14 protein-coding genes are annotated in these 16,510 nt (G+C 34.8%); 7 read left to right on the top strand and 7 right to left on the bottom strand.

What is annotated here, in order from left to right; genetic code table 11:
* Nucleotides 1-140 precede the first annotated feature (140 nt).
* Nucleotides 141-1,715, top strand: coding sequence for a peptide-binding protein (locus tag HXY53_00070; GenBank protein ID NWF74962.1), 1,575 nt, complete (start codon nucleotides 141-143; stop codon nucleotides 1,713-1,715).
* Here HXY53_00070 and HXY53_00065 read toward each other — a convergent pair.
* Nucleotides 1,712-4,309, bottom strand: a complete 2,598-nt coding sequence (locus tag HXY53_00065) for a GAF domain-containing protein (protein NWF74961.1) — start codon at nucleotides 4,307-4,309, stop codon at nucleotides 1,712-1,714. The two genes, HXY53_00070 and HXY53_00065, sit on opposite strands and share 4 nt — an antisense overlap.
* A gap of 315 nt (nucleotides 4,310-4,624) precedes the next feature.
* Here HXY53_00065 and HXY53_00060 point away from each other — a divergent pair, with 315 nt between their 5' ends.
* Together HXY53_00060 and HXY53_00055 are read left to right on the top strand one after the other, a co-directional pair.
* Nucleotides 4,625-5,602 carry an ATP-binding cassette domain-containing protein gene (locus HXY53_00060; protein ID NWF74960.1) on the top strand — a complete coding sequence of 326 codons (978 nt, stop codon included), beginning with the start codon at nucleotides 4,625-4,627 and terminating at the stop codon, nucleotides 5,600-5,602.
* A gap of 7 nt (nucleotides 5,603-5,609) precedes the next feature.
* A complete protein-coding gene (locus HXY53_00055) occupies nucleotides 5,610-6,374 on the top strand; it encodes an ABC transporter permease (GenBank protein NWF74959.1) in 765 nt (254 codons plus the stop codon).
* A gap of 74 nt (nucleotides 6,375-6,448) precedes the next feature.
* Here HXY53_00055 and HXY53_00050 read toward each other — a convergent pair whose 3' ends face one another.
* A complete protein-coding gene (locus tag HXY53_00050; GenBank protein ID NWF74958.1) occupies nucleotides 6,449-6,889 on the bottom strand; it encodes a CBS domain-containing protein in 441 nt (146 codons plus the stop codon).
* Nucleotides 6,890-7,322: 433 nt separating this feature from the next.
* On the opposite strand from HXY53_00050, the gene HXY53_00045 reads away from it, so the two are divergent.
* Together HXY53_00045 and HXY53_00040 are read left to right on the top strand one after the other, a co-directional pair.
* Nucleotides 7,323-7,463 (top strand): YggT family protein, encoded by a 141-nt coding sequence (locus HXY53_00045; protein ID NWF74957.1) that lies wholly within the window; start codon nucleotides 7,323-7,325, stop codon nucleotides 7,461-7,463.
* 8 nt (nucleotides 7,464-7,471) lie between these two features.
* Nucleotides 7,472-8,002 carry a hypothetical protein gene (locus tag HXY53_00040; GenBank protein NWF74956.1) on the top strand — a complete coding sequence of 177 codons (531 nt, stop codon included), beginning with the start codon at nucleotides 7,472-7,474 and terminating at the stop codon, nucleotides 8,000-8,002.
* On the opposite strand, the gene HXY53_00035 is transcribed toward HXY53_00040, so the two are convergent.
* Genes HXY53_00035 through HXY53_00020 form a run of 4 tightly spaced genes read right to left on the bottom strand, consistent with a single transcriptional unit; the run spans nucleotide 7,999 to nucleotide 12,724 of the window.
* Nucleotides 7,999-9,075: a response regulator gene (locus HXY53_00035; GenBank protein NWF74955.1), complete on the bottom strand. Its 1,077-nt coding sequence runs from the start codon at nucleotides 9,073-9,075 to the stop codon at nucleotides 7,999-8,001. The genes HXY53_00040 and HXY53_00035 overlap by 4 nt on opposite strands.
* Nucleotides 9,059-9,481 (bottom strand): response regulator, encoded by a 423-nt coding sequence (locus HXY53_00030; GenBank protein NWF74954.1) that lies wholly within the window; start codon nucleotides 9,479-9,481, stop codon nucleotides 9,059-9,061. The genes HXY53_00035 and HXY53_00030 overlap by 17 nt, the downstream gene beginning before the upstream one ends.
* A 1-nt stretch (nucleotide 9,482) precedes the next feature.
* Nucleotides 9,483-12,179 (bottom strand): response regulator, encoded by a 2,697-nt coding sequence (locus tag HXY53_00025; GenBank protein ID NWF74953.1) that lies wholly within the window; start codon nucleotides 12,177-12,179, stop codon nucleotides 9,483-9,485.
* Between the two features lie 50 nt (nucleotides 12,180-12,229).
* Nucleotides 12,230-12,724: a cytochrome C gene (locus HXY53_00020; protein NWF74952.1), complete on the bottom strand. Its 495-nt coding sequence runs from the start codon at nucleotides 12,722-12,724 to the stop codon at nucleotides 12,230-12,232.
* A 62-nt stretch (nucleotides 12,725-12,786) separates the two neighbouring features.
* Here HXY53_00020 and HXY53_00015 point away from each other — a divergent pair, with 62 nt between their 5' ends.
* Nucleotides 12,787-13,554, top strand: a complete 768-nt coding sequence (locus HXY53_00015; GenBank protein ID NWF74951.1) for an AAA family ATPase — start codon at nucleotides 12,787-12,789, stop codon at nucleotides 13,552-13,554.
* Nucleotides 13,555-13,569: 15 nt separating this feature from the next.
* On the opposite strand, the gene galT is transcribed toward HXY53_00015, so the two are convergent.
* Nucleotides 13,570-14,562 (bottom strand): galactose-1-phosphate uridylyltransferase, encoded by a 993-nt coding sequence (galT, locus tag HXY53_00010; protein ID NWF74950.1) that lies wholly within the window; start codon nucleotides 14,560-14,562, stop codon nucleotides 13,570-13,572.
* Between the two features lie 251 nt (nucleotides 14,563-14,813).
* Here galT and fdnG point away from each other — a divergent pair.
* The coding region (fdnG, locus tag HXY53_00005) for a formate dehydrogenase-N subunit alpha (protein NWF74949.1) at nucleotides 14,814-16,510 on the top strand (1,697 nt) is incomplete at its 3' end.

Genomic DNA, 16,510 nt, shown 5'->3' with positions numbered 1-16,510 from the left:
TTTGTCTTAAAGTCCTAAAAATCTAAAAACGCAAACTATGAATGTGATAAAATAAATTCAACTTAGCAAAAATTTTTGACAGGCGAAAAGGAGTCGGGCACTTCTAAGAAAAAGTGTTAAATGTAAAAGTATATTTTCGCATTCTATCGATCTTCATCATTGTCCTGCTGTCTATTTCATGTGATAGAGAACCAGAAATCAGAACACCTCACTCAATAACTATTGGTTCACTCGCAGATGCCAAACGTTTACTTCCTTTACTCGCCTCTGACAGTGCTTCTGGAGATATAAGCGGATGGATTTTTAATGGTCTTACAAAATATGATAAAAACATAAGAATAATCGGTGATCTTGCAGAATCATGGGATATTTTATCCAATGGACTTGAAATCATCTTTCATTTGAGAAAGGGCGTCCTGTGGCATGACGGTGTTGAATTCACAGCAGATGATGTAATTTTCACCTATAATAAAGTGATTGATCCGAAAGTTCCAACTCCTTACAGCAGTATTTATGGACCTGTTGAGAGGGTCGAGTCTTTAGATAAATATACTGTAAGAATTTTGTACAAAGAACCATATGCTCCTGCACTTGAGTCATGGGGAATGGGTATTTTACCTAAACATATTCTTGAAGGAAAAGATATATCAGATGAATATTATAACAGAAATCCGATAGGTACAGGACCTTATATGATTAAAGAATGGATAACTGGACAGAAGATTGTCCTTAAAGCATTTAATAATTATTTTGAAGGAAAACCGAAAATAGAACATTATATAGTGAGAGTTATCTCTGATACAGCAACTATGTTTCTTGAACTTAAATCTGGTGGTATAGATTTCATGGGGTTAACTCCACCACAATACAAGTTACAGGCAAATAAAGATAAATTCAATAGATATTTTCAAAAATTCAGATATCCTTCTTTTGGATATACCTATCTCGGTTATAATCTTCTTGACCAAAGATTTGCTGATAAACGTGTTAGAAAAGCATTAACTCATGCAATTAATAAGAAAGATATTATTGCTGGTGTCCTTCTTGGTTATGGAATTCCATGCACCGGTCCATTTCCTTCAGAATCATGGGCTTATAATACACAGGTTAAAGATCTCGAATATAATCCTGATAAGGCAATAGAGTTACTTACTGAAGCAGGATGGAAAAAAGGCAAAAATGGATTACTCCAAAAGCATGGTGAAACATTCTCTTTTACAGTTCTGGTAAATCAGGGCAATGAAGCAAGACTTAAAACTGCACAGATAATTAAGGAAAATCTGAAAAAAATTGGAATTGATATGAAAATAAAGGTTCTTGAATGGCAGGCTATGCTTCATGAATTCATTGATAAAAAACGATTTGAGGCTGTTATTATGGGGTGGGCTCTTTCAAGAGACCCTGATATATATGATATCTGGCACTCCTCAAAAACAAAAGAGGGTGAGTTCAATTTCATTTCCTATAAAAATGAAGAAATTGACAAACTTCTCATTGAAGGAAGACGGACTTTTGATTTTTCAAAAAGGCAAAAAATATATCACAGGATTCACGAAATACTATCAGAAGAACAGCCATGTACATTTCTTTATGTTCCTGACGCCCTTCCAGTTATTCATAAAAGATTTAAGGGAGTCGAAAAAGCACCTATAGGTATATGGCACAATTTCATACATTGGTATGTTCCAAAAAACCATATTGATTGGTATAGTTAAATCAACCTGTCAATTAGTTTGAAAAAAACTTCAACAATTCTTGGATCAAAATGTTTACCCGCCTGATGAAAAATATAGTTCCTTGCATCTTCCTCAGTCCATGCTTTTCGATATGGCCTATCAGATCTCAAAGCATCCCATACATCTACAACTGTAAAAATACGTGCCTCAAATGGAATCTGTTCACCCTTTAGTCCGCGCGGATATCCTTTTCCATCCCATCTTTCATGATGACAGTAAGGAATGTTGATTGCAGGACGCAGAAAAATAATTGGCCAGAGTAATTCATAAGCAAAAACAGGATGTTGATGCATAATTCTTCTTTCTTCTTCGTTTAGGGGGGTTGATTTATGTAGAATATTGTCAGGTATTCCCATCTTGCCAATATCATGTAGAAGAGCTCCTCTCCTAATATGAAGAATTTCATTCTCATTAACTCCCAGAGCCCTTGCCAGATTTACAGACATTTCGGTAACGCGCTGTGTATGTCCTTCAGTCTCTTTGTCACGCATATCAAGTGCACGCGACCATCCCTCGATGGTAGCGTCATAAGCGATTGTCAATTCCAGATTTGATTTCTGCAATTTATTAAATAGATCAGCATTATCTATTGCTATTGCAGCTTGTGCAGCAAGAGCTTCGAAAAATTCAAACCACTCAGGATCAGGTACAAGTTGCGTTCGATGGAATACCTCAAGTACTCCTTTTACCTGTCCTTTTGCTATTAACGGGACAGCATGATGAGCAATAAATACCTCTCCTGCCAATATCTGAGAACGGACACAAGGATCATCTGTTTTCAGTACATTTGGAATACTAATTATACACCGTTCGAGAGCAGCCCTTCCTGCATGTCCTTCGCCTAACCTTAAGCGAGTTTTATTAATAGAGCGAGATCTAAAACCACGACTTGCTGCACATTCTAAAGTTTGAGTAAAAGGATTTAATAGTAGTACTGTAGCAGCATCTGTGTTAAGCTGGGTAATAACATGTTCAAGAAGAACATTAAGTGTTACCCTGATATCTAAACTTGAACTGATTGCCATATCAATAGCGTGAAGAGCAGAAAGACGCTGTAATCTCTGTTCTGTCTGTTCATATAGTGTTATTCTATTTATAGCATTTGCAGCAATTTCACTAATTGCATACAGCAGACGCACTTCGTAATCAGCAATTACAGATTTTCGTCCAATCCATATTGCTCCTATTGTCTGTCCATGTGCGATAAGAGGAACACAAGCAACACATTGTAATTCACCAAGTAATTCAGGCCGCGCAAAACGTTCATCTTCAAAAATATTATTATTGAGATAAGGCTTTCCACTTCCCATAACATAACTACTTATACCCTCATCACTTCTTAATCGAACCCCTACCCAATTAGACCATTTTCCTCTTGCTATTTCGAACACGATTTCTTCAAGTAGAGGGTCACGAAATGCAAGGGCAACTCCATCTGTTCTTAATAGTTCCATTATTTGACCAACTATAATCGGCAACATATCAGTCCGTGTAGTTGATGACCTCAAGGCTGTTGATAGGGTAGCTATAGCTTCCATCTCCTGATATCTTCTTTGTGTAATCTCAACAAAAGAGGCCACTTTCATCTTAGTCCCTGGAATCAAGGACATAACAGCAATAATATCCCTTATTTCGCCTTTTCTATTTATTGCTCTCAGTTCACAATAGGCAGGTTCATGATCTTTAGTTGTAGAAAGTGATTCAGCAAATTCGAGAAACTTGTTTATGTCATCTTTTATTATAAACTCTAAAAATGACTTCTTATATTCCACCTCATTTTTAAAATATCCAGAAAACTTTTCAAATTCTTTATTAGACATAAAGATTATCATGTCTTCCTGGATAATTACTGTAGGGGTTCCTGTATTTTCGAAAATGGTTCGGTATCTTTTTTCAGATTCATGAAGTGCCTTTTCTGCTTTTATACGTCTTCTAATCTCCGTAGAAATATTTTCTATAGTTTCATTTGTAACATACTTTAATGACTCAAGAAGTTCTATTTTAGATTTGCCCATTACCCTTGCATCAAGATCACCCTTAGCCACCCTGTGCAAAACATCAAAATGTTCTGCGAGAACAATGGCAAACTCATGTGAAAGATTAACGATTTCACCTATTTCCTGAGCTGTACTATTAACTATCTGCTTTAATTTACTAATCAAATCTACTTTAGATTTTTCTGATATTCTGACGGTAGGGTCACCTGAGGAGATTTTTCTTAATGCCTCAAATACCTCGGAAAGGCCAATTGCTAATTCAAGACCAATACCTTCGACCTCTTCATCACGTTTTTGAACGATCTTTCTATATTCCTTAAATTGCTTATCTATAACACTCAACGTCTCTCTCATTGAGAAAGTATCCAGATTTAACATTAGAACATCACATTTAAGGCATATCTCAATTTTATCCAGACAATTTCCCTGAATACTACCCCAACAGTAGGTTCCCGAGATCAACCAGCATTTAAAATCTTCTGTTTTATAAGCAGGACATTCTTTTTTTATACATTCAAGTACCTGCCAGCATTTCACTTTAACTCCGTCAGTTCCTTTTATATTTACACTTTTCATATTATACTGTAATTAATAGCTTTTGCTTTAATTGTTTCTAAAATAAAATTAAAATTTAAAAGGCTTCCAAATTTAAGTCTTTTTTTAAATATACAAAATTTAAGCAATTGTAATGCCAGATATATTCACTTTACTAATCCAAAAACATTTTCGAATTCTTTTTCGGGTTTTCTATATATATTTTAATAAGATATGTATTTTCATAACTCTGAATTAATTTAATATTTCACATTAACTATTCTAAATTTTTATGAAAATGAGAATCTTTCATAAATTTTCTTAAAGATAAAGAAAATACATGATAAACTATTTAAAATGAACATCATCCAGGTAGAAAACTTAGTAAAAAAATTCGGGGATATTACAGCTGTTAATAATATATCCTTTGAAGTTAAAGAAGGTTCTATTTTTGGATTTCTTGGTCCAAACGGTGCAGGAAAAACAACTACAATAAATATTCTATGTACATTGCTCAGTCCAACATCCGGAAGAGCACTTATTGCAGGTCATGACTGTATGAAAGAGCCATCAAAAGTTAGAAAAGCAATCGGTATAGTATTTCAGGATACAACCCTTGACAAGGACTTAACAGCATATGAAAATTTGATCTTTCATTCATATTTATATGACATACCAAAGATAGAGATTAAAGATAGGGTAAATGAAGCACTGAAATTTGTTGAATTGTATGATCGCAAAGATGACATGGTTAAAAAATTCTCAGGCGGGATGAAACGCAAACTTGAGGTAGCACGTGGACTTATTCATAAGCCGAGGGTTCTGTTCCTTGATGAACCAACACTCGGCCTCGACCCTCAGAGCAGAACAAATCTCTGGGAATTTATTGCAGAGCTTCCCAAAAAGTATCAAGTAACCATATTCATGACCACTCACTACATGGAAGAGGCAGAGGTATGTGACAGGATTGCAATCATTGACCATGGAAGTATAATTTCAATTGGAAGCCCAGAAGAATTAAAACAGATGCTTGGTGGGGATATTGTCTATATCAAAACAAGTGATAATATGAATGCAAAGCAGGAAATAAAAAATTTATTCGGACTCCATGTATCAGAAAAACAAGATGAATTGTTTATGACATGCCCGATAGGAGATACATGCATCCCTGAAATGATCAGGGCATTGAGTGACAAGGTTCTTTCAGTAAGGATTCAGAGGCCAACTTTAAATGATGTTTTTCTTAAATTAACAGGAAAAACCATAAGAGAAGAAGAAACATCTGACGAAGATTCTATAAAGGAGTCAATTCGTGCATACAGGCGAAGACATTAAGAGATAAATGGAAGTTAATGCAATTTACGTTTTAGTTGCAAGAGAATTGAAAAAGTTTGTAAGGGAAAAAAGTCGTCTTTTTTCTGCGATAGCAAGACCTTTATTATGGCTTTTTATTGTTGGTGCAGGAATATCACGGCTTGTGCCAGGAGATACTGGTATTCCTTATTCTCAGTTTATATTCCCCGGTATTATAGGAATGACAATTCTATTCAGCTCAATCTTCTCCTCCATTTCAATAATATGGGATAAAGAATTCGGATTCATGAAAGAAATTCTCGTTGCCCCGGTTTCGAGATTATCTATTGTTGTTGGTAAGGCTCTTAGTAGTACCATTGTTTCAACTATTCAGGCAATCATCATACTTGCAATGTTTCCTTTTATTGGGCTCAAACTTGGGTTTTTGCAAATTATAACAGTTATCTTTATTTGTGCTTCATTGTCTTTCTGCATCTCAACTTTCGGAATAGTCATTGCAACATTCTATGACAGTTACGAAAGTTTCAGTGTAATTATGAACTTCATTATCATGCCAATGTTCTTTCTTTCAGGTGCTATGTATCCTGTAAAACTCTTGCCTCATATTTTAAAGGTTGTTGCAAAATTGAATCCTTTAACCTACGGTATTGATGCCTTAAAACATGCTATTTTTCCTCATAAGATTGGCATAATGAGCCCTGATTTTTCGATAATTGTCAGCATGTTGGTAATATTTATTACTTCAATATTGTTTGTTCTACTTGGAGGAATACTTTTCGAAAGAAAAGATTAGTTAAACTAAGAGGACAGGTTCTTAAAACTCATATATGCCTGTCCTCTTAGTTTAAATATTTACTTCATTTCAATCTATTTTATCTTTTTGAGTAGAGAATTAATGATATCAGTAAGTGTAATTATGCCGACCAGCTTATTTTTGTCTACTACCGGAACCTGTTTTATTCTGCGGAGTAACATGGTTGAGCCGGCTTTTACTATGGGAGTATCACTGCTAACTGTAATGGGAGGTGCCCCCATTATATCGCTTACTTTCATTTCATATAGCATATGTGCACGCTCTTCAATATACTCGAGATCTGTCATATATCTCTCTTCATCAATAATATCAGGGTAGCGTGGAAGTACAGCTTTAAAAATATCAGCCTTTGTAATAACTCCTACTACTTTCTCATTCTTCATAACAACAAGCCCGTTTGCACGATACTTGTTCATAGCTAAAATACATTCTTTTAATGATTTGTCAGGTTCGATTGTGCGAACCTCTTTTGTCATTATGTCGGCTACTTTCATGCTTTTCACCTCCTTTATATTTAAATAAAATATTTAAAATTAATAAACTTGCTTCTCACCTCCCTATTATAGATTTGAGCATCTTAAATATCTCACAATACCCTAAAAATCAAGGTTCTACAAGAATATAAAAATTTTCTCTTACAGCACCATTGAACACCCTATATAACTTCAGTGTATAATGTTACAGATTTATATCGATTTTGTAAACCTAAAAATTCATTTAAACTCTAAAAATCTGTAAAGTACCTATAAATTTATGAATGAATTTGTCTAAAATATTAAATATAGGATAGGTAGAAATAATAAAAAGCTAATTGTGATATAGCCTAATAGACAGACAATAACAAAACACGAATTTATACACAGACACCATTTAAAGATAAGGAGACAACAGTGTATCCATTTTGTTTAATAGCTAAAACAATCGCTGATGCATGGTTTCAAATTATATATAATCTCTTTGATAAAGCATATTCTCAAAAAATTCAGAAAGGTTCTTTTGAAAATGAGCAGTATAGACTTCAGTATCCTGGTATCGCTGTATTTATTGAACATCCTTCAGATGACATGATACCGATTATGCCACCAAATTCGGGGATACCAGCTCCAACAACACGGCAGTACATTGATGATTATTTCGTCAATTACCTGATGAATCCAGAATTGGCAGAGAATGAAACATATACATATGCAAGCAGGATACAACATAAAATGCCTGATGGCGGAACACAGCTTGAACGTATAATACAAATATTGAAAGAAACACCTCTTACAAATCAGGCTGTTATCGAAATTGCAACACCTGAAGACCTTGATGTTTGTTATGGGAAAGATGGCAAACTTGATCCTCCTTGTTTAAGACTTCTTGATTTTAAAGTTTTACCTTTAAACAATCACTTAGTGCTAACGGTTAGTGCATATTTCAGGTCATGGGACCTGTGGGCAGGCTTTCCTACCAATTTAGGCGGGATAGAACTTCTTAAGCAGTTTATAGCTTCTGAGACAAATCTGAAGAATGGCCCCATCTATGCATATAGCGCAGGAGCTCATATTTATGGATATCAGGAAGAAATTGCAAGATTAAGAACATTAAGACAAATAAAAGTCTAAATGTTATACTGATTACTCGCCGGAAAAGTTATTGAAATAGTCGTTCCTTTATTTTCTTCACTCTCGACTGATACAGTGCCTTTGTGTTCCTGGATAATTTTAAGAGCAAAAGTAAGTCCAAGACCTGGTCCGTAAATTTTAGAGGTAACTAAAGGGTCAAAGATATTCTTGATTTTATCTTTCGGGATACCTTTACCTGTATCTGAAATAAGCACTTCCACTTTTCCTTCATTCAATCTGCTGACAATTTCTAACTTCCTGGGTTCTTTTTCCATTGCTTCAATGGAATTTTTTATTATATTGCAAAAAGCCCTTTTTAAGAGCTTTCTATCAGCTATAATAGGTAAAATTTCATCACTCATATCTGTTTTTACTGTTATGGCTTTATGCTGAAAATCCTGCTCAAAAACTTTTAACGATTCCTGAAGAATATCTTTGATATTTGATTCCTGTTTCATGGAAATAGATAAAGATTTTAATTCTATTAACTGTTTAATCATATTTTCCAGCACCCCTACATCTTCTATTATCATTTCCATATATTTCTTATTTGGATCACCTTCCGGAAGCTTTCCATAAACCTTTCGTGCAAAACCTCCTATGGAAGTAAGCGGGTTTCTAATCTCGTGAGCAACCTGATCCATCATCTGTTCAAGTGCACCTTTCTTTTCTTCTACTACCAATTTCTCGTGAGATGCTTTAATAGAAAGCAGTGACCTAATTCTCGCAGAAAGTTCCTTATAGTCAAAAGGCTTGGCTAAATAGTCATCTGCACCAATATCGAGCCCTTTAACTTTGCTTTCAACCTCTCCTTTAGCGGTTAGCATTAGTATTGGAATATATTTTGTTTTCTCATTAGATTTAAGTTTTCGGCAGACTTCATAGCCATCGATTTTCGGCATCATAACATCCAGAACAATTAAATCAGGATTGTATTCTGCTACTTTCTGTAAACCTTCTTCTCCATTATATGCCTCAGCAGTTTCATATCCTTCGGAAATGAACCTTTTTTTTAATAACTCAACAGTATCAATAGCATCATCAACAATTAATATCTTATTCTTCTTCGCCACCTAATATACTCTCCCATTTTCCTCTAAGATATGCCCTTATCTGTTCAGGAAATTCATGTATATTAATTGGCTTTGAAATATATCCTTCGAATCCTGTTGATATAAATTTTTCCCTGTCTCCTTTCATTGCATGAGCAGTGAGTGCAACGATGGGTATGTTTTTAAACTCCTCCATTTCCTTCAATCTTTTAGTAACTTCATATCCATCTATTTTTGGTATAGAGATATCCATAAGTATTAAATGGGGTTTTTCTGTTACTGCTTTCTCCAATGCTTCCTCCCCATCTTCAGCTTCAATAGTTTGATATCCCTTGTTTTTAAGTATTTTTACAACTAATTCACGACTGTCGAGATTGTCTTCTACAATCAATATCTTACGGGCTATTCTCGGCAGATTCTCGTCCATTTTATCGTAACCTTTCAACCCTGCTTATGGTATCTCTGAGTTCAATTAAAAGGTCTTCTTTTGTAAGCATGCCTTTGTTCAGGATTCCCTGTATTCTACCATTAAGTTCATCTATCTGTTCTTCTGTAAGATCTTTATTCGTAATTATAATCACAGGTATATTCTTAAGATTTTCTTCTTTCTTTAAATATTCAATAACATCAAATCCTACATCAGGAGATGTTGGGTTCAGTACTATAAGATCTGGGATGAAATTTTTTATTGAGTTAATAGCATCATTACTATTATATGTATTCGAAACCTGATAATTTGCCTCTTTTAAAAGGCTTCCGATCAATCTAACTGTTTCCGTATCATTATCAACTATTAGCACACGTTTTATATTTCCAGTTTTCTCGAGATTTTTTATTTTTCTCAAAAAAATCTGTTTTTCTATTGGCTTAACTATATATTCAGTAGCACCAAGACTGAACCCTAGCTTTCTGTCATCCACAATAGTAAGCACGATTACTGGAATATCTTGAGTCTCCGGATGACTTTTTAGCTCTCGTAAAACTTGCCAGCCATCTTTCTTTGGCATCATTATATCTAATGTTATCGCAAGAGGCTTAATCTCCTTCGCCTTCTTAAGTGCATCTTCTCCACTAAGAACTCCAACCACATTATAGTCATTTCTCAGATATTTTCTTATAATATCTATTGCTTCAGGATTATCATCTACAGCTAAAATCGTCTTTTTTTCAGGATATCTTTCAGGAACTTCAATTTCTGCAAAAGCATATTCTGATTCCGGGCAAACAACAATATTTTTTATAAGCTCACACCCTTTGCAAAAATCTACCTTTTCAGGATAGGAAGCTATCTTCATGCCAGCACAATGTGTTCCAAAAATCATCCAACATCTGCCTTCTTTACTTCCATATGCTGGACAACTTGGCTGTCCACATCTCACATATTCCCAGCATTTTAACTTTTTCCCAGCATATTCAGGCTCTTTTAAAAACTTCTCAACCGGTAATCCAAAATACTCTGCAAGACCTTCTGCCATCTTTTCCTCTATTATAGGTTCAGTAGGTTTTTCAAGAACTTCCTTTTTTATAGGAATTGTGAAACAGAATTTACTCCCCTCGCCTAACTTGCTTGTCGCCCAGATCATACCTTTATGTAATGATACCAAGCCTCTCGCAATACTCAGACCAAGACCCGTGCCTTCATATTGACGAACAGTGGTAAGATCTACTTGAACAAATTTGTCAAAAATCTTGCCTAAATCTTCTTCTTTAATCCCTATTCCAGTATCTTCTATACATATCTCAGCAAATATTGGTGACTCCCCCTGTTTAACTCCTCGTTCCGAGATTTTTGCATTTATATTAATTCCACCTTTATGTGTAAATTTAATAGCATTTGAAATGAGATTTATCAGTATCTGTTTTATCTTATCTTCATCTCCATAAATAAGAGGCATGTCTTTCGGTATATTTATGGTAAGAGATAGATTCTTTTGTTCTATAAGTGGTTCAAACGTGGGTAGAACAGACTCAATCAGCCATTTTATATCTATCTCCTTTGGAGACAACTTCATCTTACCTGACTCTATCTTTGAGATATCGAGAACATCATTGATTAACTGCAAAAGATGCCTTGCATTTGCTACAACCTTTTTAAGGCTCTTTTCCTGTTCTTCATTGATAGGGCCATCGACTCCATCAAGGAGTAAATCTGTATAACCAATTATTGCATTCATAGGTGTTCTTAATTCATGAGACATGTTGGCCAAAAAAGTAGATTTCAACTTATCAAGCTCTCTCAATTCTTTATTGGCAGCTTCAAGAAGGGTCAATAATCGTGTTCTTTCATTTAATAAGTCCGTCTTTCTCTTAATCTCTTCTTCCAGTTTTCTGTTAGTAGATGAAACACTCTCAACCATATAGTTAAATGTTTTACCCAGAACTCCAATCTCATCTTCTGTATTTACCTGAACTGATACATTCATATCACCATCTGCAAATTTTTTAGCCTTTTTCGCTAAATTCTCAACGGGTCTTCTTACAAGTTTATTTAACATCAGATAAATTAAGATTATTGCAATAGTTAAACCGAATAAAGTAATTAAAATTGTCCTATTTCTCTGAGCAGCAACAGTAGCATAGACCTTTTCAACACCAACTCTTACAATCATACCTCCTATAACACTTCTTGAAGAACCATGACAATGATAGCATTCCTTTTGATTCAAAATAGGGAATATTGTAACAAGATATTTTTCTCCTGAAATTTCTTTATCCTCAAATGATCTCATACTTTCGATACCGCTTTCTAATATTTCTTTTAAATTTGTAAGTATAATCCTATTTTTAATCGCTTCTTCTACCCTTTTTGTAACAATATCTTCATCGGTAGAATAACTTATTTTCTGATTAAAATCACATATAAAAACATCAATTTCGTCAGTACGCTCTTTTATGTCTAATAAAGTTCTTTTAACACCTTCTTTATCGCCAACTCTCATAGGATGTTTAATTCCAGCATATGTAGATACCGCTGTTTCTTTAGCGAGCATTGTCATTAGCTCTACTCTGTCTTTTGTTCCAAAATATATTCGCATATATATTTCGACCAATATTAGAGAAATTATTATGACGACTATTGCAAATGTTATCTTATTACCCAGAGATTTTTTTATATAACCAAACATTTTATTTCCGAACTCTTTTTAACAAAATATTATTTATTGAAATTAAATTTCTAATGCGCCCCTCCATGAATCAATGGTTTGTATCTAAAAGCTTTAACTCTCTCCTCTGTGTGACATACTTCACAATCTTTTATAGTCAACTGTCTTTTTATATAATCAGGGTTTTTTGTTTTTATTTGTAATTCTCCAGGTCCATGACACACCTCACAGCCTGCATTTTTAAGATGTGGTGTCTTTTCAACACTTATAAATCCACCTGGCTTGCCATATCCGGTAGTATGGCAAAAATAACAACCTTTAAGTTCCTCTTCAGTCAACTTATCTTTCAATCTCTCTATGCTCCTATAAGATGTCGCCTTCTTTGCATAGGTTTTAAAGCTCTGATATTCATTATTATGGCATTCCATACAGGCTTCTGAACCTACATATATGGGAACTTCCTTTTTATTTTCTCCCAGGTTTAAAGATGGATTTGATGTGATTAAAAAAATAGCTGCCCAAATAATAAAGAATTGTCTGGTATGAACTTTTATAAAATGTATCATATTAGATATTATTTTCTTTTATTATCTAAAAAAATTCAACTAATCTTGTTATATAATAATTCATGTCTTTTATAATAGCTATGGCTGGTAAGGGCGGGACAGGAAAAACAAGTCTTGCTGCCCTCACAATCCGATATATTATTGAAAAGAAGAAAATGCCTGTACTTGCTGTTGATGCAGATCCAAATAGCTGTTTAAATGAAGCTCTAGGTGTAGAAGTGTTAACAACTATAGGAAAATTACGTGAAGAATCTCTTCAGGTTATTAGAAGCGGTTCTGAAAGGCCTGGGGGTATGTCTTTAGAAGAGATATTTGATTATCAGATACAGCAGTCTATTACAGAATCAAAAGGTTTTGATCTGATAGTAATGGGAAGACCTGAAGGCCCCGGATGCTATTGTGCAGCAAATAATATAATAAGAAAATATACAGATAAGCTTGCGGAAACATATCCATATATCATTATTGACAATGAAGCAGGGATGGAACATCTAAGCAGGAGAACAACCCATAAAGTCAATTTGCTTTTTATAGTAAGCGATCCCTCTCTGAGGGGTATCCAGACAGCAAAGAGAATTAATTCTTTGATTGATGAACTTCAGCTTGATATTGAAAAACGCATAATAATAATTAATAAAGTATCTGAAAAAGATGGATTGGAATTAAAAAATTTTGCACATGGTTTAGGATTGGAGATTGAAGGTCTAATACCAAATGATGAAACAATTTTTAATTATGATCTTAAAGGAAAAGCGGTATTTGAGGTTCCAGAAAATTCACCAGCTATAATAACTCTTTTCAAAATACTCGACGCACTTAATATACCTTAAATTTGCCATACCTATTTACGTTTTCACATTCCTCATAAATTCAGCGACTTCTTCAGGAACGGCTGCATTATAGTAAATCCCGGAGCCAAGTTCAAAACCTGATGCCTGTACAAGACGTGGGACTATACTTATGTACCAATGAAAATACTCATTTCCAGAATTTTTAATGATTTCTGAACGTATAACTAAATTATAATCCGGATTATTTAAACCAAAATACAACTTAGATAATATCGTTTTAAGGTTACATGCTAAATCTGCTATTTCCTCTTCATGCAAATGTCCAAACGCAGATTGATGTCTTTTAGGAAATATCCATATATGAAATGGCGATAAAGCTGCATATGGAATAAATGTAACAAAATGGTTTGAATTAAGTATTATTCTTCTTCCATCATTCAGCTCATCCTTAAGTGAAACACACATAAGGCATTCACCTGTAAGATCAAAATGTCTCCTGACCTCAGATATTCTATCCCTCACCTGAAGTGGTGTGACAGGGGTGCCTATAATCTGAGAGTGTGGATGCACCATAGAAGTTCCTGAGGCTATCCCCTGATTTTTGAATATAATTACATGTTCGACTGAAGGATTGTTGCTTAATTCAATGAATCTCTCCTTATAAACTCTGAGAACATTTGATATATCTCCGACAGACATAAGGGCTATCATCGTATTATGCACGGGTGTTTCTATAATAACCTCATGTCTTCCCACACCATTTACAAGATGCTTGAGTCCTTCATTCGTTCTAAATTTCTCGCCTTCATGGGAAAGTACTGCAAATTTATTAGGTATAACCCTTATGAGCCATTTATTATTGTGTTGAATTCTCATGATTTCAGGAGGGGTCTTATGTTCATTCCCAGGACAGAAAGGACATGTATCAACAAATTCAGGAAATATTTTTTTATCTCTTTTCTGTATGAAATCCTTTGGTTTTCTGGTTCTCTCTGTTGAGATGATGACCCACTCACGAGTAATGAGATTCAATCGGAGTTCAGACATGATAAAAAATAATATCATAATTTCTGATTATATTTAAATATTAAAAATCTATATAAAATAATTATATTTAATACCATTTATTTTCTTGACAACTATATTTTTTGTGTTATATTTTATCTATAAAATATGATTAAGTTTATATGTATTTCTGAAGTGCGGGGGGAAAAATTTTTTTCATTTCAAATATTCTTCAATATATTAGTTAAGGTCTCTTTTAAACATTTTATTAACCCTTAAGAAAGGAGGTTTTCATGAGTGTCCTTACAAGGAGAGATTTCTTGAAGTATTCTGGAGTCGCTGCTGCTGGACTTACACTAAGTCAACTCGGATTTGATCTCACGCCCACGGAAGTCTATGCTGCAGAACTTCGAACATCACTCCGGATCAAAGATGCCAAGGAAACTCCGACTATCTGCTGTTATTGTTCAGTAGGTTGCGGAATCTTGGTATCAACAGACAAGAAAGGAAAGGTAATTAATGCTGAAGGTGATCCTGATCATCCTATCAGCGAGGGTGCGCTTTGCGCAAAGGGAGCTTCGAGTTATCAGATTGCTGTAAATGAGAATCGTTTGAAAAAAGTACGCTATAGAGCACCTTACAGTGACAAATGGAAAGAGGTTAGCTGGGACTGGGCACTTGATAAGATTGCAGCAAACATTAAGAAAAGTCGCGATAATAGCTTTGTAGAAAAGAACAAAGACGGCAAAGTCGTCAACCGAACAGATGGCATTGCATCTGTTGGCAGTGCAGCAATGGACAATGAAGAATGCTGGCTTTACCAAAAATTCCTCAGATCACTTGGCCTTGTTTATATTGAACATCAGGCACGTATATGACATAGCGCCACTGTTGCGGCTCTGGCAGAGTCGTTTGGACGCGGTGCAATGACAAATCATTATATCGACTTCCGCAATGCAGACGTCATTCTCAACATGGGTGGCAATGTCGCAGAAAACCATCCTGTTTCATTTAAATGGATACAGGCAGCACGTGAAAAAGGTGCTATCTTCATTCATGTTGACCCCCGCTATACTCGTACATCAACAAAAGCTGATATATTTGTTCGTTTACGTTCAGGAACTGACATTGCCTTTTTGGGCGGTATGATTAAGTACATATTGGATAATAATCTCTATGATGAGTTTTATGTAAAAAACTATACAAATGCATCTTTTATCGTAAATCCTAAATACAATTTTGATGACGGACTTTTTTCCGGATATGACCCAAATAAACGTTCATATGATCAATCCACCTGGGCATTAGAAAAAGATGAAAATGGAATTCCAAAAAGAGATATGACTTTACAGCATGAACGTTGTGTATTCCAGCTTTTGAAAAAACATTATTCAAGATATACTCTTGAGAAGGTAACAGCGATAACAGGGACTCCTCAGGAAGACCTTGAAAAAGTCTATAAAGTTTATAGTTCCACAGGAAAACCTGACAAAGCAGGGACAGAGCTTTATGCAATGGGGTGGACGCAACATACTGTTGGTGTTCAAAATATCCGCGCAATGTCTATTATTCAGTGTCTTCTTGGAAATATGGGTATAGCAGGCGGCGGTATAAATGCATTAAGAGGCGAATCCAATGTTCAGGGTTCCACGGACCAGGCATTGCTTTATCACATTATTCCAGGATATTTGCCGACGCCAAGAGAACAATGGCAGACACTGGAAGATTATAATAAAACCACTCCTTCAACAAAAGATCCGAGAAGTGTTAACTGGTGGAAAAATAGACCTAAATATTTAGCAAGTCTTTTGAAATCTTTCTATGGCGAACATGCAAAAAAGGAAAATGATTTTTGCTATTCATGGCTTCCAAAACTTGACAAAACACAGGATGCTTCATGGTTAAATCTTTTTGATGAAATGTACAAAGGAAAATTTACAGGCTTTTTTGCATGGGGCATGAATCCAGCATGCTCAAGTGCAAATGCTGG

The organism is Nitrospirota bacterium, from assembly GCA_013388455.1.
Classification (GTDB): domain Bacteria; phylum Nitrospirota; class Thermodesulfovibrionia; order Thermodesulfovibrionales; family SM23-35; genus JACAFF01.
Note: the sequence above shows the minus strand (reverse complement) of the source record. Positions and strands in the feature narration are given on the sequence as shown.